Here is a 24223-nt window from a genome sequence, read left to right as displayed (position 1 = left end):
CGGTTCACGCTCCCAGTGAGGTATCACTTTCCGAGGTGACATCGGGTTTATCTTTGTGGGCCGCACGGTATTCGAGCAATGTTCGCAACATCCTCCCTAGCAATACCCATGCAAGCACGCCAAATGTCGCCAGCATCGCACCCGCGATGGCTCCAATCACAACCCGTTTTTTGCGCGACATATTGAAACTTCGAAACGGCAGCGCTGCGGGGTCGATGACCTCCAATACGTATTCTTCACGCGCGTTGGCCAACATTGCGATGGCCGTCTGCGCCTCAATCAAACGAAATAGCGACTGCTGAATTTCTACAACTTCAGAACGACCCAACTCTCCCTCAAGAAACTCTTGTTTGCGTTGAACCTCAGCCAATGTTCGGCCACGCATATACTCGTTGAATGTGTACACATACTGATTGGCCCAATCACGCGCTACCGCCGCATCAGGCCAGACCATGCTGATCGATAGAATCTGTGTTTCCTCATCGAGAACAATCCGCCTCACCTCCTCCCCGAAGGTAGTGAGCACCTCACCCCGATCGGGAATGAAACCTTCTCGCCAATGGTCGTCTTCTTCTAACCATTGGTTGGGATAGAATTCCTTGTAAACGTTGTACTGTTCGAGAAACCGCTCCGTGAATTCGCGAGAACCCAATCTAGCTTGAATCACGTGTTCGTAATTGTCATGCTTGGTGCCCAATACGAAGCCATGCTCGACCAGAGTGAGTACCTGTGAGGCACGTCGATCATCCGGCGACACACCGCCGGGATCATCGATGAGAACCACGCTGACCCGTGCTGTGGACTCATACAGGTAGGGTTTGCCTTTCACCCACCATGCCGTTAACACGGCAAACACGAGCATTGACGCAAAAATCAGCCACCGGGCATTAAGCAATGCCATTAGGTAGGGCATCAGATCCATATCCATAGCAGCGGTCTGCTGGGCTATGTGCGATTGATTGACGTCCACGCTCCGCTCTCCCTAAAGCACCAGGCCAGCAAGGATGGCCGAGTTCACCAAAGTCTGTACCCAGGTCTGTGCCTTCTCGGTGCCATTCATACGATCGACATTGAGCGGCACATAAATTCGCGCCCCTGGGCTGACAGTTTTACGCGCAATGCGTGAAGATGTGCGGCTGCCTTTCACATTCAGAACCTCACCGTTAGCCTGAATGACATAGGCGTGCTTGATCTGCCCGAGAATGGTGTGACCACCACTAAGTTCTATGTAATCACGGATCTTCCTATCTCCACGGTAAAGATGAGAGGTGGGAACATAGACCTGCCCCGCGACCTGAACATAATCCGGTTCAACCGGTATGTGCAGGCCATCCCCATCTTCCAGTACCAAGTCGTAACGACTCTTACAGGTCATAACGTTCTCCAGATCAATGACCATGCGGCCATTCGCCTCTGCTTTCTGCAGCTGCTGAATGGCACGCAGGTAGTCCTGCTTCCCTGCCCATTCGTGTGAGGATTTCTCGCGATTGTTGAAAGAGTGAGACAGCGATAGTTCGACCATGAGGTCATCAAGTTGAGCGTGGAGTTCGTCAATGGTCTGTTGTTGCATATCGCGAATGGAATTTCGGGTAAAGACCGCCCCAAAAATGTAAGCTTCCTCACTCACGCCACCTGCCCTGTCCAGTACCTCGCACAGCGTTTCGCCACGATCGATGGCGTATACACCGGGGCGCATGACTTCACCACTGAGTGTCACTGTTGCCTGCTCGACCCAACCCATTTTCTCGCTGAACGACAATTGGTCCATGCGCTGCAACAGGGGGTTATGCAGATCATCAGCATAAACAGCGACATATTCAGACGGCGACCCCTCACCGAGAGCGACACGTCTAGCCAAGTCACAGATCTGCAACAAGACAACACTGTCGAGCGGAATGTGCTCTACAGAACTTTCGCCCTTCATCGTATGAGTAATCCGCGATAGCTCTGCAGTGACACCATAGGCTTTACGACTAAGACCGTCTGCAGCACAGAGCAAATCGCTGGCGCGCATCTGCTCTACCAGGGGATAAACGCCGTCATAGCGCACCTCACCAAGCACAGTCACCAGACGCTCCTGCTCAACAAAGCTGGCCTGCTCTCTCAAACGCTGGAGCTCTTCAGTAAGAACTTTCTCTCGCGTTGCCTGCTCATCAAATACGTAAACCCGATCGCCGTGGGATAGCGTGGGATTGTCCTCGCCTTGAGGTTGCGTTCTGGCTGCGGCAATACTGAACGGGACGATTTGAATACGCCGACTGGGATACTGCGTGCGCGCAATCACCCCGTAAAATTGATCGGCACCCACAAGCTCGCCGCCGTTCATCGCCAGCACATCAAGCAAGCGGGCTGATTCCTGCAGTGGTAAAACACCGGGGAAACGGACCGCACCACGTGTTTCCACCAGCCGCGCCGGCCGGTAGTCTGTTGCTTGTAGTTTCATGTCAGCAACAACATCCGCCAGCGCCTGCTTACGAGACTGTGCTAGGCTGAATACCATCAGTTCATCGCGCGCTTGCAGTAAATGGTCAGCAGATCCACCAGGTTGTGAGAGCGCGGCCATTAAATTGCTGTAAAGAACCTCCGTGCGCAATGTTGCAGGATCTTCTCGGCGAATGAGCACGAAATCCACATCTGCCCCGGGCAACAATGCCTCGGCACTGGGGATTAGATCTGTAATGCGCATGCCGGTACGGAACTGATATCCGCCAGGGCGTTCCACCTGACCTGTAAGGAGCACCACATCGTGTAACTGATCTTCCAGAGGCAGTATTCTCAGGAAATCGCCATTACGAACCGCTGTAGCGCGAATTTCAACGTCGCCACCAATTTCAGCGAAGTCAACCAGTGTGCGGAAACCGCCTTTGCGAATCCTCTCGATATGAGAGTCAGCCAGCGAAGCGGTTGGCAACAATCCGCCCGCCATGTCAAGAATCTGCCCAAGTTGCTGTTCACCACGCAGCTCGTAGATAGCCGGCCGTTGCACTTCACCGCCCACGTACACAATAGGACCAATTGGCGGGACAAAAATAGTATCGTTATGTGCAAGGTACTGATCCCCCCCGCTCTTACCGCGAAGGAGCAGGTCGTAGAGATCCAGCGTTACAATCCGTTTGCCGTTTCGCATTAGTTGAATATTGCGTAATGAACCACTGGACCGAACCCCTCCGGTGGTCAGCAATGCGTCGATGAGTGTCGAAAGGCCACCAATCGTGTAGATACCGGGCTGCATTACGTCCCCTGCCAGGCGGATTTGTATAGTCCGCAACTCGCCCATCGTGACCACGGCGCGAGTTCCTATCACTCGCCGCTCGAAACCCTCACTCAGCAATACCTCAACTTCATCAAAAGTCAGCCCCGCAACTTTGATAGGACCGTACTCTGGCACCAGAATGTCCCCCTCCCGGGTCACCGAGAGGGTGTACTCTAGGTTTCTTTTGCCATAGAGCTGTACGATCAGCGAGTCGCCAGGCCCAATACGATAGGAGGGCGGCACCGGTATCCCCGCAACCGGCTCCGACGAAGTCCGCACATTAGAGAACACGTCGTAACCAAACAGGCTTAGGTCATTATCGAGAACCTGATCGTTCTGCGTTTCTTCCAACGTCAGAGGACCCGCTTTCTCATCAGCAAGTGCCTCGTACTGCGATTCCTCCGGCTCGACCGCAAGGCTCGATGGCACCTCAGCGGATATGCCAATGACGATAGGGTCGTCCTGCCCCTTGGGTGCTGCGTCAGCCGCGGCGCGTAGTTGAGTCGTCTGCAACGATTCTACGAAGGGGACATAGTTGTCTTTCGCCTCGGAGGTGGCGACAGCAACAAGCATGAACACCGAAATGACGAAAAACGTTTCGCAGATGCATTTTGCGATTAGGGCTTGCATGAGCAACACCGATATTGCGATCAATACCTCTGTATCGGCAATTTTAGAGCCAGCCTCAAATAAAATAATTAGGCTTTATAAAACAGTCACTTACGATAGGCTCTGGCGAGAAAAACTGAGTTTGGGCGCACACGGCGTTGCAAAATGCGGGAGTGATCTACACATTGCTTTGCAATTTGCCAGACCTCATGCAGCGGAATACTCCTGCATCCAGGGTGGCGGATCGAGTTGCAGTTCGCGAAAATGTACCAGATCTCGCTGAAAATGCCGGCGCAGTGCATACTCACATTCCGGTTGCAATCTGGCCTCCTGGCCAGAGGATTTGCGGGTATTCCAGCACTCATAGAGGAATCGCAGACGGCCCTGTCGCTCCGCCGGTATACGCTGCCACAGTGAGTAGATGAGCTGGCGTTGACGCAACCATTCACGCACGCCATGGGGTATCCGGTTGCTGCCGCCACCTTTGTGCATGACCTCACCCAGCGTATCTGGGCGGAAACCCATAGGTAAACCAATAAACGTCATCAATCGGTCAAGGGTACTTTCGGGATCACGTTGCAGGTCCTCTGTGTACAGCACAAGCAACTGACTGCGATCAAAGTACTGAAGATAGGCCTGCAGCACCCTGCCGTATTCGCTCCAAGTCACATAGAAATCAGCCTCATCTTCATATCCCTGGCTATGATCAGGCACCGGCAGACAGCGGCTGCGCTGCAAGGCCTCGGGTTCCAACAAACGCGGCAGCACCTGATCAAGGGTTCGATGTTCAGTGCCCCTACGCCGCCCCATCAGATAATGCGAGCGGGTCCGCTGCACCGGATCGCGCAGAATCGCGACCAGTTTCACGTAGGGCATGAGCGCATGAATGCGCGCCGGCACATTGGGGTCACACATGTATTGCGGCGTCGCTTTGCCCCAGAAACGCCCATCATCATCGCCGAACTGCTGCTCTGCAAATGCCAGCCAGTCGCTCCAATCCCGCTCGGGTCCCGTGAAAAATGGCACCTCTTTTTCCAGTGGCATATTGATACCGGGGTGCTGACGCAAATGCTCGAACAAGGTCGTTGTGGCGCATTTCTGCGCGCCAATGATGAGAAAATCCATGGGTTTCATTGTATCTCTCCCAACTGAACCAGGTGGCACCTGGCGAAATAGAGCGAAGCGAAATTTTTCAGTGCGAGCGTGGCACTCACGAGCCAGGCAATACCGACGGCTCCATAAAGGTAGCCGACTGGGCCGCCGAGCAAGGCAGCAAACGCGAGCGACATAAGCAACACTTTAAGCTCCAGCTGTGCCGCGCCGGTCATATTCATCAATAATCCGGGAAGACCCGTGGCAGCGTTAACCAACTGCCCTAACAAGAGCGCGTACAGAAAAGGCTGAAGAGCTTCGGGGGGGAAGTTGAACATCGTGGTCAAGGGCCCTTGGAGCACAACCAGCATCGCAGCCAAGGGCAGGAAGATACCCATCGATAGATACTGAGTGCGACGCAGCAATTCTCGCAATGCCGAAACATTCCGTTGCTCACCCGCCCGCGCAAATGCAGGGCCAAACACTGCGGCCATCAGTATCAGCAGTAAAGTGACCAGGTTCACCAATTTGTGCGCCACCGAGAACACACCGATTTGTGCGACGTCGGCAAACCAGGGCAGAAGAATAAATGGCAGCTGCACAAACACAATGGCCAGCACACTATTGGCCCACAGGGCTCGCTGTTCGCGCTGGTCTTCGTCAACCTGCGTCTTGTGTGAATTGCCTGCCCGGGTGATCGACAGGCGCTTACGCAGTAGTGCACCGGTCACAGCGAGCGACAATCCGAAACCGGTCGTGCCCGCTATCAGTAACAGCCACGATGACAGGGTGATACCCGCTGACAAACAGGCCAAACAGACCATCAGCACCAGAATCGGAGGCCCAAGGCTCTCAATGCTAATGGCCGCCAATGGCGCATCCGTACCTTTAAGGGCTTCCACGTAGATACGCAGCAACGCAAACAGCGAAGCTGATACCACCACGGCAAAAATCAGCCAAGCCAGAGGTAACTCGCTCGTGCTCCAGTCCGTGGCCTGCAACAGCATCATCGCCAGAATAGAGATCGCCAGAATCCATAGGGCCGGATAGCGAATCCGTTTCGATGCAACGCGCATCTGTTCACGGCAATAGGAATAGTCACCGCGGTCAAAACCTACCGATATCACCCGCATCATCCGCGCCGGCAAGCCCTGGGCCAATATCTCACCCAGGATACAGGTCCAGGAACTGAATAACTGAAATAGGCCCAGACCCGCAGCTCCGGCGAGGTTGGCGATGATGAGCTGACAGAGAAACTGGATAGCCACCGCCGCACACCGGCTCGAGGCCATCATTGCTGCAGGAACAAATCGCATCCACTCGCGCGGCAAACTCCGCTGCGACTCATTCACCGCCTCAGACGACATTGGCGACTTCATTATCTAGTGACACCGCATCACGCTTCAACGACAGTGCGTGATCCATATCCCGGTGCATACTTTCGAAAAGACTTGCCCACGTGTAGCGCTCGCCAATGAGTTGGCGGGATTGCGTTCGCAGGGTGTCCCACAAAACAGCATCACTGAGCAGCTGGTCAATCTGCGACGCCATATGGTCCGGCGCTTCACTTACCATCAGATGCACACCGTTGCGGATATCAATACCTTCTGCACCCACAGGTGTGGTTACGGTCGGTATTCCGCGCGCCATGGCATCAAGCACTTTTACCTTCATACCACTGCCAAACAGCAGCGGTGCTACAGACACACGGCTATCGCGATAGATGTCCTCCAGGTCGGCAACAAACCCAGTCAAGGTTATGCCCGCGTGCGCCGCAGCCGCATCGACCAGACGTGGATCAGGGTTCATGCCGACAACATCGAAGACCAGGTCGGGATGACAGGTCTCCAGGCGCGGCCAGACATGTTCAATAAACCACAATAATCCCTGCACATTGGGCTCCCAGCTGAGCAGCCCAACGTACATCAGTTTCTTGTGCGTGCGTTCAAAGCAAAGTTCATTGCGCTGCAGATGGCTATCGTCGCCGAGGTGGAAAGTTGGACGGATACAATTGCCGGATACACCTGCATCGACGAGCTCGCGGGCATCATTCGGGGCGGCGAACACGAGATCGGCCTGGCGGGCCACACTGGCTTCACAGCGCCTCACCCGAATAGCTTCCAGATAGGAGGCGACCCGCATAACCGGATTGCCAGGCAGGCTGGCGTAGCGCTCCCAGATCTTAAAATAGGCGTTGTGCGCATGGTAAACAACCAGCCCGCCGTAGCCCTGCGGCAGGTAGGGATAGACTTCGTAGTGGTCGAGGAAAATTACATCAAAATCATCGGCCACATCGGCAATTCTATTGCGCAGTACGCTGTCCATTGTGCGCCGTACATTCAGCGGTATGCCCTGTAAATAACTGATCAATAGATTGATCGCGCTGCGTGGGACATCGACAGGCACATGCACGTGCTCGACACAGGGCGAGGCCGCGTGGAATTCGTCAACATGGCTCGCATCCTCGCCTTTAAGCGGTGAAGCGAAGGTGACTCGGTAGCGCTTGGACAGCGCGTGCAGTAGCTTCATCGATTTAACCTTGCCGCCACTCTGCATGGGATAGGGCAGCTCCGGAGAAACAAACAACAAGCGCTTCATGCCCATTCCTCCTGACGGCTGACACCGTGCCTCAGCGCCGACGCAAAGACCGCGCGCTCATGCTCCGGCGTTAACTTAAGATTGGACTGCACGTGCAGTGCCAATGCTTCCGGGGCAACCTCAATCGTGCCATTCAGCAGCCCCTGCGCCTGGTGGTCAAACCAGCAGCAGTGGCATAGATCCGTCGCTTCAGGGAAATGACCTGCGGTCTCCAATCCCAGTACGTGCTCCGCGAAGCTGCCGTAAAGAATGTATTCAGAGATATCGAGACTTCGCGCAAACACAGTGTGCCAGGGGCGACCGGTTACCGACTCAATATGTGCGTGCAGGGCCACCAGATTGCTTCTGCGCCAGGTGATGAGCTGCCCCACATAATCGCTGCCAAAATATTCACGTGACTCACCAAGCAGCTCAGCTGCGCGCGCGTGCCAGCGCAAGGGGCGGCCTTCGTTCATTGCGCATGGGACTCTATGTAAGCGCAGCTTTCCGCCGCTGAAGATGCGCTCTTTGGCCAGCGGTCGAATAAACTGCAGGTCAGAATCCGCGAAGACGATTAGCTCGGCGCCCACCGCTTCACTGACACTGAGTTTAACCAACTGCTGCATGACCCAACCGCGCAACGGCCAACCCCAGGCGTCTATCCAAAGCTTTTCACTAAACGGCAACTGTCGATAGCGACCCGGCACAACCGCCTCTACCGCCAACACCCTACGGCGATGGTTTTCCAGGCTCGTAAATGCTTCGCGATCTCGGCGAGACACGAGCAGCGTGTGCACGATAGTAGGATCGACGAATTCGTCGATACTGGCACACAGCCGATTGCACCGCTCGAGGTCCGGACGATATGAGCAGGTAACAATCTCCAGAATTTCGTTGTGGCGTGACATGCAAGATGCTCCCGCGGATTGCTACTGTGGCGAAGTGAATGCACTTGTCGTGCCACTACCTGGCGAGTGGCGATATAATTTTTTCGGCAGTCATATCATCGACTTCAGCAATTTCAGCGGCGACCCCACAGATTTACTGCTTCAACGGCGCCGTCCTTCCCAAATCACGTCGCAATCTGCAATTCAGAGCGCTAGCACCCCGCCCGCGCACCCCACCAAAACCACCCAAAAAACACACTTTATATATATAAATCAGAGCCTTAAAGGATTGGCATAGGCCTTGCGATTGGTGTCCTACAACGCGCGAAATGCTCAGGAGATACACCATGGCCCGGTTCACTATCATCAACACCACCCTAGTTGGCACTAGCGCCATCGATTCTATCGTTACCCGACGCCCTGAGCGCAACGAGACTGGCTACCTGGTGTGCAAACGCGCGATCGATATCGTCGGCGCTGCCTGCGCCCTGCTGGTCCTCGCTCCTGTGATTGCACTGGTGGCCCTGTGGATTCGCCTCGACTCTGCCGGCCCCGCGTTCTTCTCCCAGGTACGCGTGGGTGAAGGCAAGCGCGAGTTTCGCTGCTGGAAGCTGCGCTCCATGTACATCGATGCCGAGCAGCGCAAAGCCGAACTGGAAGCACAGAACGAAATGAAGGCCGGCGTACTGTTCAAGATGAAGCGTGACCCGCGTATTACCCGCATCGGCCGTTTTATCCGCAAGGCCTCTATCGATGAGCTGCCCCAGCTGTGGAACGTACTGCGCGGTGATATGTCACTGGTAGGCCCCCGCCCAGCCATTCCCAGCGAAGTCGCCCAGTACACCCCTTACGAATGTGGCCGCCTGCAGGTTAAGCCCGGCATCACCTGCCTGTGGCAGATCTCCGGCCGTTCCGACCTGCCCTTCGATCGCCAGGTTGCCCTGGACATCGACTACGCCAAGCAGCGGTCTGTGCTGCTGGACCTGGAAATTCTGTTTCGCACCGTGCCTGCTGTCCTGACTGCACGCGGCGCTTACTAAACACGCTTTACCTGCACACCAAACTCTCTGTAACAACAAACCCGAATCGATGATGACCATGAATATCGAACGCCCGACCACCGACCTCCGCCCCCAGAATGTATTCGATCGGGCCCTGCTGTTTCCGATTCCAATCTCACCGGAGACACCGCTGAACCTGAATGTCTCCACCTTTAAACAGCTGCGCCACATGGGTACATCCAAACAGAGGATCAGCGATGTACTGAACATCTCGGTCGCAAAGTACGACTACGTTAACGCAATCGCCTGAGGGCAAGGGGGTGATGTGAACAAAGGCACATGGCGGCCTCAACCAGCCACTCACGCAGTAAAACAACAAACGCGACCCTCTGGGTCCCGTTTTGGGTTTATGCTAAACAAAAAAGGGCACCCAACGGAGTTTGCAGAGAGCTACTGAGCGAGGGATTGATCAGAGCGCGATTTGGCGAGCTCCGACCCCTGCGGGGCGCCTTCGGCGTCTAAACAAAAAGGGCACCCCGATGGGGTGCCCTTTTTGTTTAGATGGCGGAGAGCGAGGGATTCGAACCCTCGATAGGGGATAAGCCTATACACCCTTAGCAGGGGTGCGCCTTCAGCCACTCGGCCAGCTCTCCGGGGGTACGTTCAGATAGAACTGAAAACGTTTTTCTCTATGTCGGACTGACTGTTTGACACAGGCGCGGCATCATACCACAACTATTGGAAAATCAAAGCTATAGAGAGCCTTTGAGGTACGAATTATTCGCTACTGTTGGCACTATTGTGACGTTTTTCATCGTCCTGGATGCGCGCGTAGATTTCTTCGCGGTGAACGGCAACTTCGCGGGGCGCGTTAACGCCTATACGCACCTGATTGCCTTTAACGCCGAGCACGGTGACGGTAATTTCGTCCCCTACCATCAGTGACTCGCCTACTCTTCGGGTGAGTATCAGCATATATTTCTCCAGTCTCTTAGCTGCCATGGGCTTAGGCCTGTTATGTGGCAGTTCGCATTCCCGACGCGGATCGGATCCCTGCGATTTAGTTCGAGTGTGTGTAAGTGTAGTTTGCCGCTAATTCTTTACCAGTACAAAAAACCTTGTTTCATATGCCTACATTAAAAGGCGACAGCACTGTGCCTTAGGCCACAGTTTCATCCTTTGGTTCCCCGTCCAGCCCGAACGAGGAGTGCAGTGCGCGCACCGCCAGTTCGAGAAACTTCTCTTCGATAATCACGGAGATCTTAATCTCAGACGTCGTGATCATCTGGATATTGATACCAACCTCGGCTAACGCCGCAAACATCTGGCTTGCCACACCGGCGTGTGAACGCATGCCCACACCTACCACGGATACCTTTGCGATCTTACTATCAGCACGAACCTCGCGAGCCTTAATCTCGTTGGCAACCGCCGTGAGCACCTCTTCCGCCCGGGGCAGATCATTGCGGCCCACGGTGAAGGTAAAGTCGGTGGTACCGTCTTCCGCAACGTTCTGGACAATCACGTCCACCTCGATGTTGGCCTCGCCAATCGGACCGAGAATGCGGTGAGCAACGCCAGGCATATCAGGCACACCCAGAATAGTGAGCTTGGCCTCGTCGCGGTTAAAGGCAATACCGGCAATTGTAGGCGTTTCCATCTCGTCATCTTCCTCAAGTGTGATCAACGTTCCAGGACCTTCCTGGAAACTGTGCAATACCCGCAGGGGTACATTGTATTTTCCGGCGAATTCCACAGCGCGAATCTGCAGCACCTTGGAGCCCATGCTGGCCATTTCCAACATTTCTTCGAACGTAATTTTGTCCAGACGGCGGGCCCCATCCACCACACGAGGGTCGGTGGTATATACGCCATCAACGTCGGTATAGATCTGGCACTCGTCGGCTTTGAGGGCTGCGGCCAGCGCCACTGCCGTGGTATCTGAACCGCCGCGGCCGAGGGTGGTGATATTGCCCAGCTCGTCCACGCCCTGGAATCCCGCCACAACTATAACGAAGCCATCGTCCAGATCAGCGTGCAGGCGCGCGTCGTCAATCTCGCGGATACGGGCCTTGGTATGGGCGTCGTCGGTGAGAATGCGTACCTGGCTGCCGTTGTAGCTCTTGGCCTTGACGCCGCGCTTGTCTAACGCCATGGAGAGCAGCGCCGTGGTCACCTGCTCGCCGGTGGACACCAGCACATCCATCTCCCGCGGTACGGGGCGATCCTGGATTTCCTGGGCCAGGCCGATCAGGCGATTGGTCTCGCCGGACATCGCAGATACCACCACGACCACGCTGTGGCCATCGGCGCGAAATTTCTGCACCTTGTCAGCGACCTGTTCAATACGCTCGATACTTCCCACGGAAGTACCGCCAAACTTCTGTACGATTAAGCTCATTACTGCTCGCAAAGGCCCACACACCGGGCATTTCGACCGATTTTGGCCAGATAAAAGGGGCGCTATTAAACACCAGATTGGTGAAGAATTAAACCGATCCGGAGAGGAGAATAATAGGAGTTTGTTGGGGCTATGACCAACGGGCCACAGGGAGCGTTAGCGCCCGGCCGACAAAACGTCGGGCCGGGCGATATTCGGGCTGGAATCTGCCTCAGGAAAGTTGGGACTCAACCCACGCAGGGACCGCTTCCAGCGCTCCGGGCAACGCCGCGGCATCGGTACCGCCGCCCTGGGCCATATCGGGACGACCGCCGCCTTTACCGCCGAGGCGACCGGCAAATTCGCGCATCAGGTCGCCGGCTTTCACCTTGTCGGTCAGGTCCTTGGTCACACCGGCAGCCAGCGCCACTTTACCGTCATTTACGGCTGCTAGCAGGATGACACCAGAGCCCATTTTGTTCTTTACCTGATCGAGGGTGTCGCGCAGTGATTTAGCATCAGCGCCATCGACATTCGCCGCCAGCACTTTGATACCCTGCACGTCTACGGCACCCGCCGTCAGGTCGGTACCGGCACCGGTTGCGAGCTTCTGCTTCAGACGGGCGATTTCTTTCTCCAACTCGCGGTTATCCGCGCGCAGGCCCGCCACCTTTTCGGCGACATTGTCGGTGGTTCCCTTCACGACATCACATACCGCGTCCAGGCGTGCTTCGGCAGCATCGATATAAGCCATTGCACCCACACCTGTTACCCCCTCAATACGACGCACGCCCGCGGCAACACCTGATTCGGCGGTAAGCCGCATCAGGCCAATATCGCCAGTGCGGGCCGCGTGGGTACCGCCACACAGTTCTACCGAGAAGTTGTCTTCACCCATAGCAAGCACACGGACTTCATCGCCGTATTTCTCCCCAAACAACGCCATTGCACCGGCCTCAACCGCCTCGTCCATGGACATTAGGCGAGTAGATACCTCGGTATTGGCGCGAATCTGGTCGTTCACCAACGTCTCGATCTGCTTGAGTTCGTCGGCGGTAACGCCTTCAAAGTGGGAGAAATCAAAGCGCAGCCGCTCCGAGTCCACCAAAGAGCCCTTCTGCTGCACGTGGTCACCCAGCACCTTGCGCAGGGCAGCGTGCAACAAATGCGTCGCAGAATGGTTCAAACGGGTGCGCTGGCGCAGACCGTTATCAATCTCGGCTTGCAGCGTATCGCCTTTGCTCACGGAACCGGCCAGCACTTTCACATGGTGCAGGTGTTGGTCTGAGGCCTTGGTCGTATCGGTAACTTCCAGTTTCACACCCTGGGCACTCAGGAACCCGGTATCGCCCACCTGGCCCCCCGACTCACCGTAAAAAGGGGTACTGGAGAGCACGACCACACCTTCGTCATCTGTGCCCAGGCTGTCGACTTCGGCACCGTCTTTGAGCAGCGCGGTCACCGTGCCCTCGCCCTCGGTGCACTCGTAGCCGGTAAACTCCGTCTGGCCCTCGAGTTTGAGGACGTCGTTGTAATCCACCTTGAAGCTGCCGCCTTCCTGGGAACGCGCCCGTTGTGCGGCCATGGCGGCGTCATAACCTGCCATATCCAGGCCGAGATCGCGCTCGCGGGCAATATCATTGGTCAGGTCAACCGGGAATCCGTAGGTGTCGTAGAGTTTGAATACCACGTCGCCCGGGATTTCCTTACCCTCCAGTCCAGCAAGGGCCTCCTCGAGTATCTGCATGCCATTGTCGAGGGTTTTGGCAAATTGCTCTTCCTCGGTCAGCAGGGCTTTCTCGATCTGGCCCTGCAACTTCACCAATTCAGGATAAGCGCCACCCATTTGTTCAGCGAGAGTGGTCACCAGCTTGTGGAAGAACGGTTCTGTAGCGCCAAGTTTGTTGCCGTGACGAACCGCGCGGCGAATAATCCGACGCAGCACATAGCCCCTGCCTTCGTTGCCCGGCAGCACGCCGTCGGCAATCAGGAATGCGCATGAGCGGATATGGTCGGCAATTACGCGCAGTGACTTTTCCTCGAGGTCCTGCACATTGAGCAGCTTGGCTGCGGCGCCGATCAGGGCCTGAAAAAGGTCGATCTCATAGTTGCTGTGGACTTGCTGCATCACCGCCGCAATACGCTCCAGCCCCATACCGGTATCCACCGAAGGCGCAGGCAGCGGATGCATCTCGCCGCTAGCATCGCGATTGAACTGCATGAACACCAGGTTCCAGATCTCAATATAGCGATCCAGGTCGTCGTCAGGTGAACCCGGAGGGCCACCCGGCACATCTTCACCGTGGTCATAGAAGATTTCCGAGCAGGGCCCACAGGGACCGGTGTCACCCATTTGCCAGAAATTGTCTTCATCGAGGCGCGAAATACGCTCGCGCGGGAAGCCGATCTCGTTAACCCAGATCTCTTCCGCTTCGTCGTCGGAAACGTGGCAGGTCACCCACAGCTTTTCCGGGGGCAGGCCCAGGGTGCCCGTCAGGAATTCCCAGGCAAACTTGATCGCATCCTGCTTGAAGTAATCGCCGAAGCTGAAATTGCCCAACATCTCGAAGAAGGTATGGTGACGCGCGGTATAACCCACATTTTCGAGATCATTGTGCTTGCCGCCGGCACGCACACAGCGCTGACTGGAGGTTGCACGCACATAGGGGCGCGGATCGGCGCCGAGGAACGTGTCCTTGAACTGGTTCATGCCCGCATTGGTGAACAGCAAGGTGGGGTCATTGGCCGGCACCAGGGAGCTGGACGGCACCCGGGTGTGACCCTGCTGCTCAAAGTATTCCAGAAAAGCTTCGCGTATCTCTACGGTCTTCATGTTGTGTGTCTCGATTTTGTGATGAAACAGGCCTCAGCCCGCCATATGCCCTTCAGCGAAAGTTCGCCCGGCAATGATATGCAGATGCAGGTGGAAGACGGTCTGGCCGGCGCCCTCTCCGTTGTTCACGATCAGGCGGAACGCCTCTTCCACGCCCAGTTGCTTTGCCACTTTGCCAGCGGCGAGCATCAGATGTCCCAGCAGGGCCTGGTCGTCCGCCTCAGCATCCACCAGACGGGGAATGGCTTTCTTCGGAATTACCAAAACGTGCACCGGCGCCTGCGGCGCTATATCGTTAATAGCGATGCAGTGCTCGTCCTCGTAAATAAACTCCGAGGGGATCTCACCAGCAATAATTTTGCCAAAAATCGTATCTGTCATGGCTCAGGCCAGTTTCTCGTCGGCGCTGAGCTGGCGTGCCTCGGATTCCAGCATGACCGGAATGCCATCGCGCACGGGATATGCCAGGCCAGAGGCCTTACAAACCAATTCGTCTTTTTCCTGATCATATTCCAGAGGTGCCTTACTGACGGGACACACCAGGATGCTGAGGAGTTTTTTATCGATCATTACGCTCTCGCGGGGTACAAAACGGGAGCGGCATTATACGGGTTTTTGCCAGGCAGGGGCTACTGCTCCGGCATTGGCGGCACCAGTAGCTGCGGGTCGACCCGCTGGTTGCGCCAGCTCATCCGCCAATCCAGGTGCGGGCCCGTGGCCCGGCCGGTCGCGCCGACTTCACCGAGCAAGTCGCCGGTCTTGAGCTCCTGGCCCACCTCCACGTGAATCTTGCTCATATGCAGGAATGACGATGACAACCCAAAGCCGTGATCGAGAATCACCGTCCCGCCTGAATAGAACAAATCATCCTCGGCCAATGTGACCACGCCCGCAGTTGGCGCATAAACCGGGGTACCGGTGGGCACTGCCACATCCACGCCATAGTGCGGATTGCCCGGCTTGCCATTGTAAAAACGCTGGCTGCCATACACGCCGGAGATTCGGCCTGTCGCAGGCCACTCAAAACCTGCCAACGCCCCGAGGAGCAAGTCCTCGCGATCCAGGCGCTGGCGCTTGGCCGCGCTGACCAGAGCTCGTTCGCGCCGGATACGAGCCAAGTGTTCTTCCGAGGGAGTCACGGTTTTCTGCGGCACCCCCTCCACCCGCGAGATTCGATACTCGCGGCTTGCGATATTAAATGTCTGGGTACAGGGTGAGTCGCCGGTGATCACCAATTCGGCCGTAGCGGCATTGTCACGGCCGAAACCGGCAAAAAAAGTGCCGTCTTCAAGCACCGTTAAAGCGTCGCCATCCAGGGTTACCTGACTCCCCGGCGCCACTTCACCGTACACCAACCCACCCTGTATCAGGTTGCCCTCGAGGTCAGGGCAAGCGGCGAGCACATTCAGGGGCGCGCAGAGCACAGCGCAAGTAGCGATAACACGAGTCAACACGGGGGCAGCCACCTCTCAGATTCAGACACCGCCATTTAACCACAACCGCAGGCATGGAAAAGGGGCCATCCCCCTTTTATGATGCACCCATGGGACGATACAGACCGCCGCGCAAACGCGGTTCCAAATACATTACGCCAGAGGGAGAAGCCGCCCTACGCGAGGAAGTGCATCAGCTGTGGAAGGTGGAGCGCCCCCAGGTGACCAGCGCCGTGCACGAGGCTGCCAAAAATGGCGACCGTTCCGAGAATGGCGATTACATCTACGGCAAGCGCCGCCTGCGGGAGATCGACTCGCGGGTACGCTTTCTGAACAAGCGCCTCGACGAACTGGAGGTCGTGGACCGGCCTCCAACAGACACCAGCAAAGTGCGCTTCGGTGCCTGGGTGACGCTCGAGGATGAACAGGGCGAGGAAAAACGCTGGCGCATTGTCGGGCCCGATGAATTCAACCTTCGAGAATACAAGCTGAGCATGGATTCGCCCATGGCGCGGGCCCTGCTCGGTAAAGCCATCGACGACGAAGTCGTGGTCGCCAGCCCCTCGGGAGAGCAGGTGTACTACGTCACCGGCATCGATTACTCAACCTAGATTTTTCGCCGAGCGCTCCGACTCAACAACAATAAGGACCCACCGTTTGCAACGCTCCAGCTTTCAGGCCAACTACGCGCTGTTCGTATTGCTGCTGGCCTACATACTGTCCTTTGTCGACCGCAATGTCATGGCGGTACTCATCGGCCCTATTCGTGCCGAATTTGATATCTCAGACTTCCAGTACAGCCTGTTACACGGCTTCGCCTTCTCGATGTTCTACATTGCCCTGGGGCTGCCAATCGCCCGCTGGGCAGACCGAGGCAATCGCAAGTTCATCATTACCGTGGGGGTCTTCCTGTGGAGCCTGATGACCTGCCTGTGCGGCATGGCCAAGAGCTTTACCACGCTGTTCCTCGCGCGAGTTGGTGTCGGTGTGGGTGAGGCCGCCTTGTCGCCCCCCGCCTACTCACTGCTCGCCGATTTTTTCTCGCCCGAAAAACTGCCCCGGGCCACCGCCGTTTTCACGCTGGGAATTACCCTCGGAGGCGGCCTGGCCTATATCATCGGCGGCGCCATCTACCAGCATTTCGAGACCAGCGGTGCCCATGTACCCCTGATCGGTGAAGTCAGTGCATGGCAGCTCACGTTTATCGCTGTAGGGCTCCCGGGGTTGTTGATCGTTGCGCTGCTGTCACTCATGCGTGAGCCGCCGCGCAGCGGTATAGATAGCAACAAAGCGGCCGAGGCAGTCTCCCTGGCGGAAGTGGGCGCGCAACTGGGTGCTCACAGCCGCGCCTATGTGGGACTCATCGGCTCCATGTCGCTGCTGGCAGTGCTCGGCTATGGCACCATGGCCTGGTATCCGGAATTTCTCATGCGCAGTTTCGAGATGGATCGCGCCGCGGCAGGCGGCCAGTTCGGGACCATTTTCCTCATAGCCGGCAGCGCAGGTGCACTTGCCGGAGGCTGGAGCGTGCAACCCCTGACCAAGCGGGGCTACATCGATGCACCGCTGCGCGTCATCATGGTCTGCGCCCTGCTGTGGCTGGTACCTGCAACGCTCGGACCATTGGCGCAAGATGCAAACCTGGCAGTACTGGCCGGTTGGCCGATTGTGTTCTTCCTGAACGCTTATTTCGGGGTGGGCATAGCCGGTATCCAATTGATCACACCTAACCGCATGCGCGCCCAGATCTCGGCACTAATGCTCTTTTCGACAAATTTGTTCGGCCTGGCATTCGGCCCGAGTGCGGTGGCGCTGTTGACCGATTTCCTGTTCGGCGACGACCTCAAACTTCGTTATTCTCTGGTACTACTGCCCCTCATTGTATGCCCTTTGTCGGCAATTCTTGCCGCCCGGGGCTTCAAGGCCTACCGCAAAGCAGTTAAAGTTGCTGGACAAAATACAGTCACGTCATAACTATGCCGAACTTTACAGCGCCAATACGCCGAGGCACTGCTGTGCTTCGCTCCACCCTGGTCATCCTGGGCCTCGCACTGCTAAGCGGCTGCAAAATCCTGATTACCGTGCCACCCGGTGGCACCGTGGTATCGGAGAACATCTTCTGTCCCAGCGACGGCATTTGCGAAGTGGATGTCAGCAGCACCCAGTTCAAGGAAACTTTCAGCGTTGAAACCGAGCCGGGCTTCGAGTTCGTCGGCTGGCGCAGTGCGTTCCGCCACCTGTGTGGTGGCAACAACAACGACTGTGCGATCGAAACCGCCGGTTTCGCAGGCAACGCGGCGCTAATGGCCTTCCTCAATAACGACGAAATTTTCTATCTGGCGCCCATCATCGTGCCCAGCGCACCGACGGTCTCTGGCACTATTACCTATGACAGGGTGCCCCAGCGCAGCCTCGGCCAGGGTCTGGACTACAACAACATCACGGCCATGCCCGTGCGAGGTGCCACGGTACAACTGGTAGACAGCGCCACCGACCAGGTACTGCAGGAGACGGTATCCGACGCCGCGGGTGCCTATGCCTTTACCGCCAACAGCACCGACGCGGTGTTTGTGCGAGTGCGCGCACAAAGCCAACGTGTCGGCACACCCAACTGGGATATCATGATCCGCGACAACACCCAGGGAGATGCGCTGTATGTGATGGATGGAGAAGATGCGACACCAGCAGATATGCCTCAACGCAATCTGCACGCGCCCTCCGGCTGGGGCGGCTCAAGCTATACCACTGAGCGCACCGCGGGGCCCTTCGCGCTGCTGGACACCATGTATGACGCCACCCTGCAGCTCGTGGAAATCGACCTGGACATCAATTTGCCGCCGCTGCAGGTGTTCTGGAGCGAAAAAAACAGCACCGCATCAGGCAACCTCGCCGACGGGGATATTGGCACCAGTTTCCACGTCATCGATAACGGCCAACCCAAGCTCTACATCCTCGGCCAGCAGGACGACGATACCGACGAGTACGACGTACACGTGGTTGTACACGAGTGGATGCACTACATGGACAACCAGATTGCCCGCTCAGACTCCTTTGGCGGGCGCTGGGGCGGCGGGGAAATTCTGGATATCCGCCTGGCCTTTGGCGAAGGGCTGGCCAATGGCCTGGGTGCAGCGCTGCTCGACAACCCCTGGTATGCCGACAGCCACGGGCCGGGCCAGCAAGGNGTATGGAGCTTCTCCATGGAGGCAGGCGCCCGGTTCAACCCGGGCTGGTTCAGCTCCAGCAGTGTGCAGTCATTGATTTACGATCTTTACGACGAGCAGCACGATGGCGCTGACGACCTGACCCTCGGGCTGCGGCCCATCTATGCTGCCCTCACGGGCGAACACCGGGTCACCCCTGCCATGACCAGCATTTTCAGTTTTGTGGACTCGATGCTCAATCATCACCCTGAGCTCGCTGGTTCCCTGGCCAACATGCTGGAAGCTGAATCCATCACCGGGGACATCGTCGACCCCTATGGCAGCCGAGAGCAGAATCGCCCGCCCGGCGATCGCGATGGCGTCCAATCGATGTTGCCGGTGTATCCCGAGCTCGACGTGAACGGCAATGCCATCGAGGTCTGCAGCCAGACGCACTTTGACTTTAATGGCGACGGTAACAAGCTGGGGGTCGACGCTCTGGTGCGATTCAACGTTCCGGGCTTTGATCAATACCAGGTGCTGATTGAACGCACTTCCGGGATGTTTGGCAGCGACCCCGACTTCACTGTCTACCGCCAGGGCGTGCCCGTGCTGGGTGGATTCAACCCCGACGCCGATTTCGAATCTGCCACTGGCCCCCTGAATGCCGGGCCACATATCCTCAACCTTTACGGCTTTTACAATGCGAGCCAGCCCGGCGATGCCAATGCCGGTGACGTTTGCTACGCCGTCAGCATCCAAGCCCAATAACGAGGAACGCGCCATGAAATGCCTGAGTAAACTCGCCCTGGCTGCCTGCCTGGCCCTTTCCACCGCAGCCTGTGCGCCAGAGAAGGCCACCGTGGCCGACACCCCCATCGGCCCCGACCACAGCAAGCCGGGCGCACCTATTACGCTGGTATCAGACAGCTCATATCGGTCTGAAGTGGGCGCCGAACTCAATCTCACACTCAGCCTGCGTGCCCACGCCACCGAGCGATTGACAGTGGCGATCAAAGCCGACAGCGCACTCAATCTGATCAGCCCCCTGACACCGGTTGAACTCACCAGAGACAGCGACGGTCGTTTCAATCTTGACATTAGCGTGCGAACACCGGCTGCCGGGCGCCACTATCTGCGTATCTATGCCACTACCGCAGGCCAGGGCGCATCCATGTCCCGCAGTATGTCGGTGGGCATTCAAGTCGGTGATCCGCCCTCCTCCACGCAAAAGTCCTCAACCAATGCCGACCAGGGCGAAAAACTCAGGCGCATGAAAGCGGAAGAATTCGAGCCCTAATCGCGCGCCGGCCACCGGCTAATCAGGGAATATTGCCTGCACCCGGGCTCTTAACGCGGGTACCACTTCATCTTCGAACCAGGGATTGCGCCGCAACCACAGCGTGCTGCGCGGTGATGGGTGCGGCAGTGGCAGGTACCGCGGATCGACATCGCGCCAGTTGCGGACCCGCTCGGTAAGCGTCGCTCGGCTTTTGCCGAGATAGCGGTCCTGGGCGTAGCGCCCGATCACCAGTATCAGTTCAACGTCGGGCATATGCGTCAGCACTTTCTCGTGCCACAGCTCTGCACACTCCGGGCGCGGGGGTAAATCGCCGGACTTGCCTCGCCCCGGGTAACAAAAACCCATGGGGACAATAGCGATCAGGCTTTCGTCGTAAAACGTTGCGTGATCTATCGCCAGCCAATCGCGCAGTCGTTCCCCGGAAGGGTCGTTCCAGGGAATACCGGTTTCGTGCACCCGGGTGCCCGGCGCCTGACCGACAATCAGCAGCCGTGCGCTGGTGCTGGCACGCACTACAGGATTGGGCCCCAGCGGCAGATGCGGCGCACAGTGGTCACAGGCGCGAATCTGCGCCAACAGGTCGACCAGTTCCAGTGAATCAGGCATGACCTGGACAGCGCCAATCAGGGCTCAAAAAATAGCCAGATTGATTGCCGCGGAGCAGCCCTGCTGGTAGTATCGCGCCGATCAAATCGACCCCCATTTTCATCTGTATTTGCCTTTCGGAGCACGTATGAGCCGTCCCTCTCTGTTCGAGCTGGAAAACCATTCAGATTTCATCCAACGCCACATAGGCCCCACTGTCAAACAACAGCGCGAAATGGCGCAGATTCTGGGCTATGACAGCCTCGATGCGCTCATCGACAATACGGTGCCCGCTGCAATCCGCCGCGCCCAGCCCATGGACCTGCCGGGCGCACAGACAGAACAGAATGTGGTGAGGCGGCTGAAGGCGCTGGCGAGCCAGAATGTGATCAACAAGACCTTTATCGGTACCGGCTATCACGACACATTCACACCACCCGTCGTTCAGCGCAATGTACTCGAAAATCCCGGCTGGTATACCGCCTACACACCCTACCAACCCGAGATCTCCCAGGGTCGTCTGGAGGCTTTGCTCAGCTATCAGCAAATGGTCATGGACCTGACCGGCATGGACCTGGCCAACGCCTCCATGCTCGATGAGGGCACGGCCGCGGCAGAGGCGATGACCCTGCTGCAGAGGGTTAACAAGAAAAACCGCAGCAGCGTGTTCATAGTTGCGGAAGACTGCCACCCGCAGACCATCGCTGTCATAAAGACCCGTGCAGAAGTACTGAACATCGATATCGTCGTGGGCAATCCCAACGAACTGGTGGGCAAGACAGAAGCCTTCGGCGTGTTACTGCAGTACCCGGGCACCTACGGCAACCTGGACGACATCGCACCGCTGATCGAGCAGGCGCATGCCGCCAAGACACTGGTTACCGTGGCGGCCGATATTATGGCACTGCTGATGGTGAAGGCCCCCGGCGAACTGGGCGCTGACGTTGTCGTAGGCAATAGCCAGCGTTTTGGTGTACCAATGGGCTTCGGCGGCCCGCACGCTGCGTTCTTCGCCACGCGCGACGCCTACAAGCGCTCCACACCGGGGCGTATTATCGGTGTTTCCATCGACCGCCGCGGCAACCAGGCCCTGCGCATGGCCATGCAAACCCGCGAACAGCACATCCGCCGCGAGAAGGCCACCAGTAACATTTGTACCGCCCAGGCCCTGCTCGCCATCATGGCCACGTTCTATGCGATGTATCACGGGCCCGAGGGGCTGCGTACCATCGCCAGCCGCATCCACCGTCTGACCAGCATTTTCGCTGAAGGCATGGTTGGCCTTGGCTTTAACGCGGACAACACCACCTATTTCGACACCCTGACCTTTACCGTGTGTGAGCAACAGCAGGCCATCGTGCACCGCGCTCTCGCTGCGGGCATGAACCTGCGGGTCATCGGCACTGATCGGCTCGGTGTCGCTCTGGACGAGACCACCACGGCCGCGGATATCGAACAACTGTGGCAGGTATTCAGCGGGCGTGAGGACACCCCCGACGCGGCAGCACTGGATACCGGCATCGACGGCTTCCCTGGTATCCCTGCTGCCCTGCAACGCGAGGTGGACTACCTGCAGCATCCGCTGTTCAACGACTACCACTCCGAGACCGAGATGCTGCGCTATATGCGCTACCTCGAAGACAAGGACATCGCCCTGAATCGCGCCATGATCCCGCTCGGCAGCTGCACCATGAAGCTCAACGCCACCACCGAGATGATTCCGGTGACCTGGCCTGAATTTGCCGGCTTACACCCCTTTGCCCCTGTCGATCAGACCAAAGGCTACCAGGCCATGCTGGCAGAGCTCGATCACATGCTGCTCGAAGCCACTGGCTACGATGCCATCTCCATGCAGCCCAATTCCGGCGCCCAGGGTGAGTACGCGGGCCTGCTGGCCATCATGCGTTATCACCAGAGCCGCGGCGACCATCAGCGCAACGTGTGCCTGATCCCCTCTTCTGCTCACGGCACCAACCCTGCCTCCGCAGCCCTGGCAGGTATGAAGGTCGTCATCGTCGAGTGCGACGACAACGGCAACATCGACATGGCCGACCTCAAGACCAAGGCAGAGCGCCACACCGAGGATCTCGCCGCCATTATGGTGACCTATCCATCTACCCACGGTGTTTTTGAGGAATCGATTATCGAACTGTGTGACGTGGTCCACGCCCACGGTGGTCAGGTCTACGTGGATGGCGCCAACCTCAATGCCCTGGTCGGCATTGCGGCGCCAGGTCAGTTCGGCGCCGACGTATCACATCTCAACCTGCACAAGACGTTTTGTATTCCTCACGGCGGAGGCGGCCCGGGCATGGGCCCCATTGGCGTCGGCGCGCACCTGCAACCGTTCCTGCCGAGCAACCCGGTGGTTCCGGTCCCCGGCCTGGATGAGAACAACGACGTGGTGTCGGCTGCGCCTTACGGTAGCGCCTCCATTCTGCCAATATCCTGGTCCTATGTCGCGCTCATGGGCGGCGAGGGATTGGCGCAGGCCACCAAGGTGGCAATTCTGAACGCCAACTACATTGCCCACCGCCTCAAGGACCACTACCCGATTCTGTACACCGGTACGACCGGCAATGTGGCCCACGAGTGTATTATCGATATCCGCCCCATCAAGGAAGCGTCCGGCGTCTCAGAAGAAGACATTGCCAAGCGCCTGATTGATTTCGGCTTCCACGCGCCCACCATGAGCTTCCCGGTGGCCGGCACCTTGATGGTTGAGCCAACAGAATCTGAATCGATGTTTGAACTGGATCGTTTCTGTGACGCACTGATTGCGATCAAAGAGGAGATCAACAAGGTTCAGGCCGGCGAGCTGGATGCGCAGGACAATCCTCTGGCCAACGCGCCGCATACGCTGGCGGATGTCGCTGCCAGCGAATGGGACCACCCCTATTCGCGAGAACTGGCCGCCTATCCGGTCGCGTCACTGCGACGCTACAAGTACTGGGCGCCGGTCAACCGGGTCGACAATGTCTATGGCGATCGCAATCTGTTCTGCGCCTGCCCGGCCATCGACAGCTATCGCGAAGAAGTCGAATAGCACTTCATCACGCTCCAAAAGCCCTGCATCGCAGGGCTTTTTTTTGCCCTGCTAAACGTCCCGCTGCGCGAGCCAGCACAC

General features: G+C 57.4%; 19 protein-coding genes and 1 tRNA gene. 6 read left to right on the top strand and 14 right to left on the bottom strand.

The features are described from left to right. Nucleotides 1-4: 4 nt before the first annotated feature. The 6 genes from A3709_RS19260 to A3709_RS19235 form a co-directional block, all read right to left on the bottom strand. Nucleotides 5-970, bottom strand: coding sequence for a chain-length determining protein (locus A3709_RS19260; protein ID WP_066058397.1), 966 nt, complete (start codon nt 968-970; stop codon nt 5-7). Between the two features lie 12 nt (nt 971-982). After that, complete coding sequence (locus tag A3709_RS19255) at nt 983-3883, bottom strand: SLBB domain-containing protein (protein WP_066058394.1); 2901 nt, start codon at nt 3881-3883, stop codon at nt 983-985. Nucleotides 3884-4069: 186 nt separating this feature from the next. Beyond that, nucleotides 4070-4996, bottom strand: coding sequence for a sulfotransferase (locus A3709_RS19250; RefSeq protein ID WP_066058391.1), 927 nt, complete (start codon nt 4994-4996; stop codon nt 4070-4072). Beyond that, nucleotides 4993-6321 (bottom strand): lipopolysaccharide biosynthesis protein, encoded by a 1329-nt coding sequence (locus tag A3709_RS19245; protein ID WP_066058389.1) that lies wholly within the window; start codon nt 6319-6321, stop codon nt 4993-4995. The genes A3709_RS19250 and A3709_RS19245 overlap by 4 nt, the downstream gene beginning before the upstream one ends. Beyond that, on the bottom strand, nt 6311-7552 hold the full coding sequence (locus tag A3709_RS19240; RefSeq protein ID WP_066058387.1) for a glycosyltransferase: 1242 nt from the start codon (nt 7550-7552) through the stop codon (nt 6311-6313). The genes A3709_RS19245 and A3709_RS19240 overlap by 11 nt, the downstream gene beginning before the upstream one ends. Beyond that, nucleotides 7549-8439, bottom strand: coding sequence for a DUF6492 family protein (locus A3709_RS19235; RefSeq protein WP_066058384.1), 891 nt, complete (start codon nt 8437-8439; stop codon nt 7549-7551). Before A3709_RS19235 ends, A3709_RS19240 begins: the two co-directional genes overlap by 4 nt. A 326-nt stretch (nt 8440-8765) precedes the next feature. Between A3709_RS19235 and A3709_RS19230 the strand changes: the two genes are divergently transcribed. Both A3709_RS19230 and A3709_RS19225 read left to right on the top strand, forming a co-directional pair. Next, nucleotides 8766-9458: a sugar transferase gene (locus tag A3709_RS19230; protein WP_066058380.1), complete on the top strand. Its 693-nt coding sequence runs from the start codon at nt 8766-8768 to the stop codon at nt 9456-9458. Between the two features lie 58 nt (nt 9459-9516). Next, entirely contained in the window at nt 9517-9729 is a 213-nt protein-coding gene (locus tag A3709_RS19225) for a hypothetical protein (RefSeq protein ID WP_156507855.1), read from the top strand. Between the two features lie 252 nt (nt 9730-9981). Here A3709_RS19225 and A3709_RS19220 read toward each other — a convergent pair. The 7 genes from A3709_RS19220 to A3709_RS19190 form a co-directional block, all read right to left on the bottom strand. Beyond that, nucleotides 9982-10072, bottom strand: a tRNA-Ser gene (locus A3709_RS19220). Between the two features lie 124 nt (nt 10073-10196). Continuing rightward, nucleotides 10197-10394, bottom strand: coding sequence for a carbon storage regulator CsrA (gene csrA, locus A3709_RS19215; RefSeq protein ID WP_066058375.1), 198 nt, complete (start codon nt 10392-10394; stop codon nt 10197-10199). Between the two features lie 184 nt (nt 10395-10578). Then, nucleotides 10579-11820 (bottom strand): aspartate kinase, encoded by a 1242-nt coding sequence (locus A3709_RS19210; protein WP_066058371.1) that lies wholly within the window; start codon nt 11818-11820, stop codon nt 10579-10581. Nucleotides 11821-12031: 211 nt separating this feature from the next. Further along, entirely contained in the window at nt 12032-14632 is a 2601-nt protein-coding gene (gene alaS / locus A3709_RS19205; RefSeq protein WP_066058368.1) for an alanine--tRNA ligase, read from the bottom strand. 33 nt (nt 14633-14665) lie between these two features. After that, nucleotides 14666-15013, bottom strand: coding sequence for a histidine triad nucleotide-binding protein (locus A3709_RS19200; protein WP_066058365.1), 348 nt, complete (start codon nt 15011-15013; stop codon nt 14666-14668). A 3-nt stretch (nt 15014-15016) separates the two neighbouring features. Beyond that, on the bottom strand, nt 15017-15202 hold the full coding sequence (locus A3709_RS19195) for a Trm112 family protein (protein ID WP_066058363.1): 186 nt from the start codon (nt 15200-15202) through the stop codon (nt 15017-15019). Nucleotides 15203-15261: 59 nt separating this feature from the next. Further along, on the bottom strand, nt 15262-16086 hold the full coding sequence (locus tag A3709_RS19190) for a M23 family metallopeptidase (RefSeq protein ID WP_231871247.1): 825 nt from the start codon (nt 16084-16086) through the stop codon (nt 15262-15264). Between the two features lie 89 nt (nt 16087-16175). Between A3709_RS19190 and greB the strand changes: the two genes are divergently transcribed. The 3 genes from greB to A3709_RS19170 all read left to right on the top strand — a co-directional run bounded on the left by greB (nt 16176) and on the right by A3709_RS19170 (nt 20508). After that, nucleotides 16176-16676 carry a transcription elongation factor GreB gene (greB, locus tag A3709_RS19185; RefSeq protein ID WP_066058360.1) on the top strand — a complete coding sequence of 167 codons (501 nt, stop codon included), beginning with the start codon at nt 16176-16178 and terminating at the stop codon, nt 16674-16676. Nucleotides 16677-16722: 46 nt separating this feature from the next. Next, the gene (locus A3709_RS19180) at nt 16723-18039 is read left to right on the top strand and encodes an MFS transporter (RefSeq protein WP_082850228.1); all 1317 of its coding nucleotides are present in this window, start codon (nt 16723-16725) and stop codon (nt 18037-18039) included. 1953 nt (nt 18040-19992) lie between these two features. After that, the gene (locus A3709_RS19170) at nt 19993-20508 is read left to right on the top strand and encodes a hypothetical protein (RefSeq protein ID WP_066058352.1); all 516 of its coding nucleotides are present in this window, start codon (nt 19993-19995) and stop codon (nt 20506-20508) included. A gap of 18 nt (nt 20509-20526) precedes the next feature. Here the strand turns inward: A3709_RS19170 and A3709_RS19165 are convergent, their stop codons facing one another. Then, entirely contained in the window at nt 20527-21117 is a 591-nt protein-coding gene (locus A3709_RS19165) for a uracil-DNA glycosylase family protein (RefSeq protein ID WP_066058349.1), read from the bottom strand. A gap of 127 nt (nt 21118-21244) precedes the next feature. On the opposite strand from A3709_RS19165, the gene gcvP reads away from it, so the two are divergent. Continuing rightward, complete coding sequence (gcvP, locus tag A3709_RS19160) at nt 21245-24142, top strand: aminomethyl-transferring glycine dehydrogenase (RefSeq protein WP_066058346.1); 2898 nt, start codon at nt 21245-21247, stop codon at nt 24140-24142. Nucleotides 24143-24223: the final 81 nt, after the last annotated feature.

The sequence above is a fragment of the Halioglobus sp. HI00S01 genome (assembly GCF_001635445.1).
In the GTDB taxonomy this organism is placed as follows: Bacteria; Pseudomonadota; Gammaproteobacteria; order Pseudomonadales; family Halieaceae; genus Halioglobus; species Halioglobus japonicus.
Note: the sequence above shows the minus strand (reverse complement) of the source record. Positions and strands in the feature narration are given on the sequence as shown.

What these genes read in the sequence shown, in the direction of transcription:
- A3709_RS19255 (WP_066058394.1), bottom strand. Translation starts at nt 3,883, where the DNA reads ATGCAAGCCCTAATCGCAAAATGCATCTGCGAAACGTTTTTCGTCATT.
- A3709_RS19250 (WP_066058391.1), bottom strand. Translation starts at nt 4,996, where the DNA reads ATGAAACCCATGGATTTTCTCATCATTGGCGCGCAGAAATGCGCCACA.
- A3709_RS19245 (WP_066058389.1), bottom strand. Translation starts at nt 6,321, where the DNA reads ATGTCGTCTGAGGCGGTGAATGAGTCGCAGCGGAGTTTGCCGCGCGAG.
- A3709_RS19240 (WP_066058387.1), bottom strand. Translation starts at nt 7,552, where the DNA reads ATGAAGCGCTTGTTGTTTGTTTCTCCGGAGCTGCCCTATCCCATGCAG.
- A3709_RS19235 (WP_066058384.1), bottom strand. Translation starts at nt 8,439, where the DNA reads ATGTCACGCCACAACGAAATTCTGGAGATTGTTACCTGCTCATATCGT.
- A3709_RS19230 (WP_066058380.1), top strand. Translation starts at nt 8,766, where the DNA reads ATGGCCCGGTTCACTATCATCAACACCACCCTAGTTGGCACTAGCGCC.
- A3709_RS19225 (WP_156507855.1), top strand. Translation starts at nt 9,517, where the DNA reads ATGAATATCGAACGCCCGACCACCGACCTCCGCCCCCAGAATGTATTC.
- csrA (WP_066058375.1), bottom strand. Translation starts at nt 10,394, where the DNA reads ATGCTGATACTCACCCGAAGAGTAGGCGAGTCACTGATGGTAGGGGAC.
- A3709_RS19210 (WP_066058371.1), bottom strand. Translation starts at nt 11,820, where the DNA reads ATGAGCTTAATCGTACAGAAGTTTGGCGGTACTTCCGTGGGAAGTATC.
- alaS (WP_066058368.1), bottom strand. Translation starts at nt 14,632, where the DNA reads ATGAAGACCGTAGAGATACGCGAAGCTTTTCTGGAATACTTTGAGCAG.
- A3709_RS19200 (WP_066058365.1), bottom strand. Translation starts at nt 15,013, where the DNA reads ATGACAGATACGATTTTTGGCAAAATTATTGCTGGTGAGATCCCCTCG.
- A3709_RS19195 (WP_066058363.1), bottom strand. Translation starts at nt 15,202, where the DNA reads ATGATCGATAAAAAACTCCTCAGCATCCTGGTGTGTCCCGTCAGTAAG.
- greB (WP_066058360.1), top strand. Translation starts at nt 16,176, where the DNA reads ATGGGACGATACAGACCGCCGCGCAAACGCGGTTCCAAATACATTACG.
- A3709_RS19170 (WP_066058352.1), top strand. Translation starts at nt 19,993, where the DNA reads ATGAAATGCCTGAGTAAACTCGCCCTGGCTGCCTGCCTGGCCCTTTCC.
- A3709_RS19165 (WP_066058349.1), bottom strand. Translation starts at nt 21,117, where the DNA reads ATGCCTGATTCACTGGAACTGGTCGACCTGTTGGCGCAGATTCGCGCC.
- gcvP (WP_066058346.1), top strand. Translation starts at nt 21,245, where the DNA reads ATGAGCCGTCCCTCTCTGTTCGAGCTGGAAAACCATTCAGATTTCATC.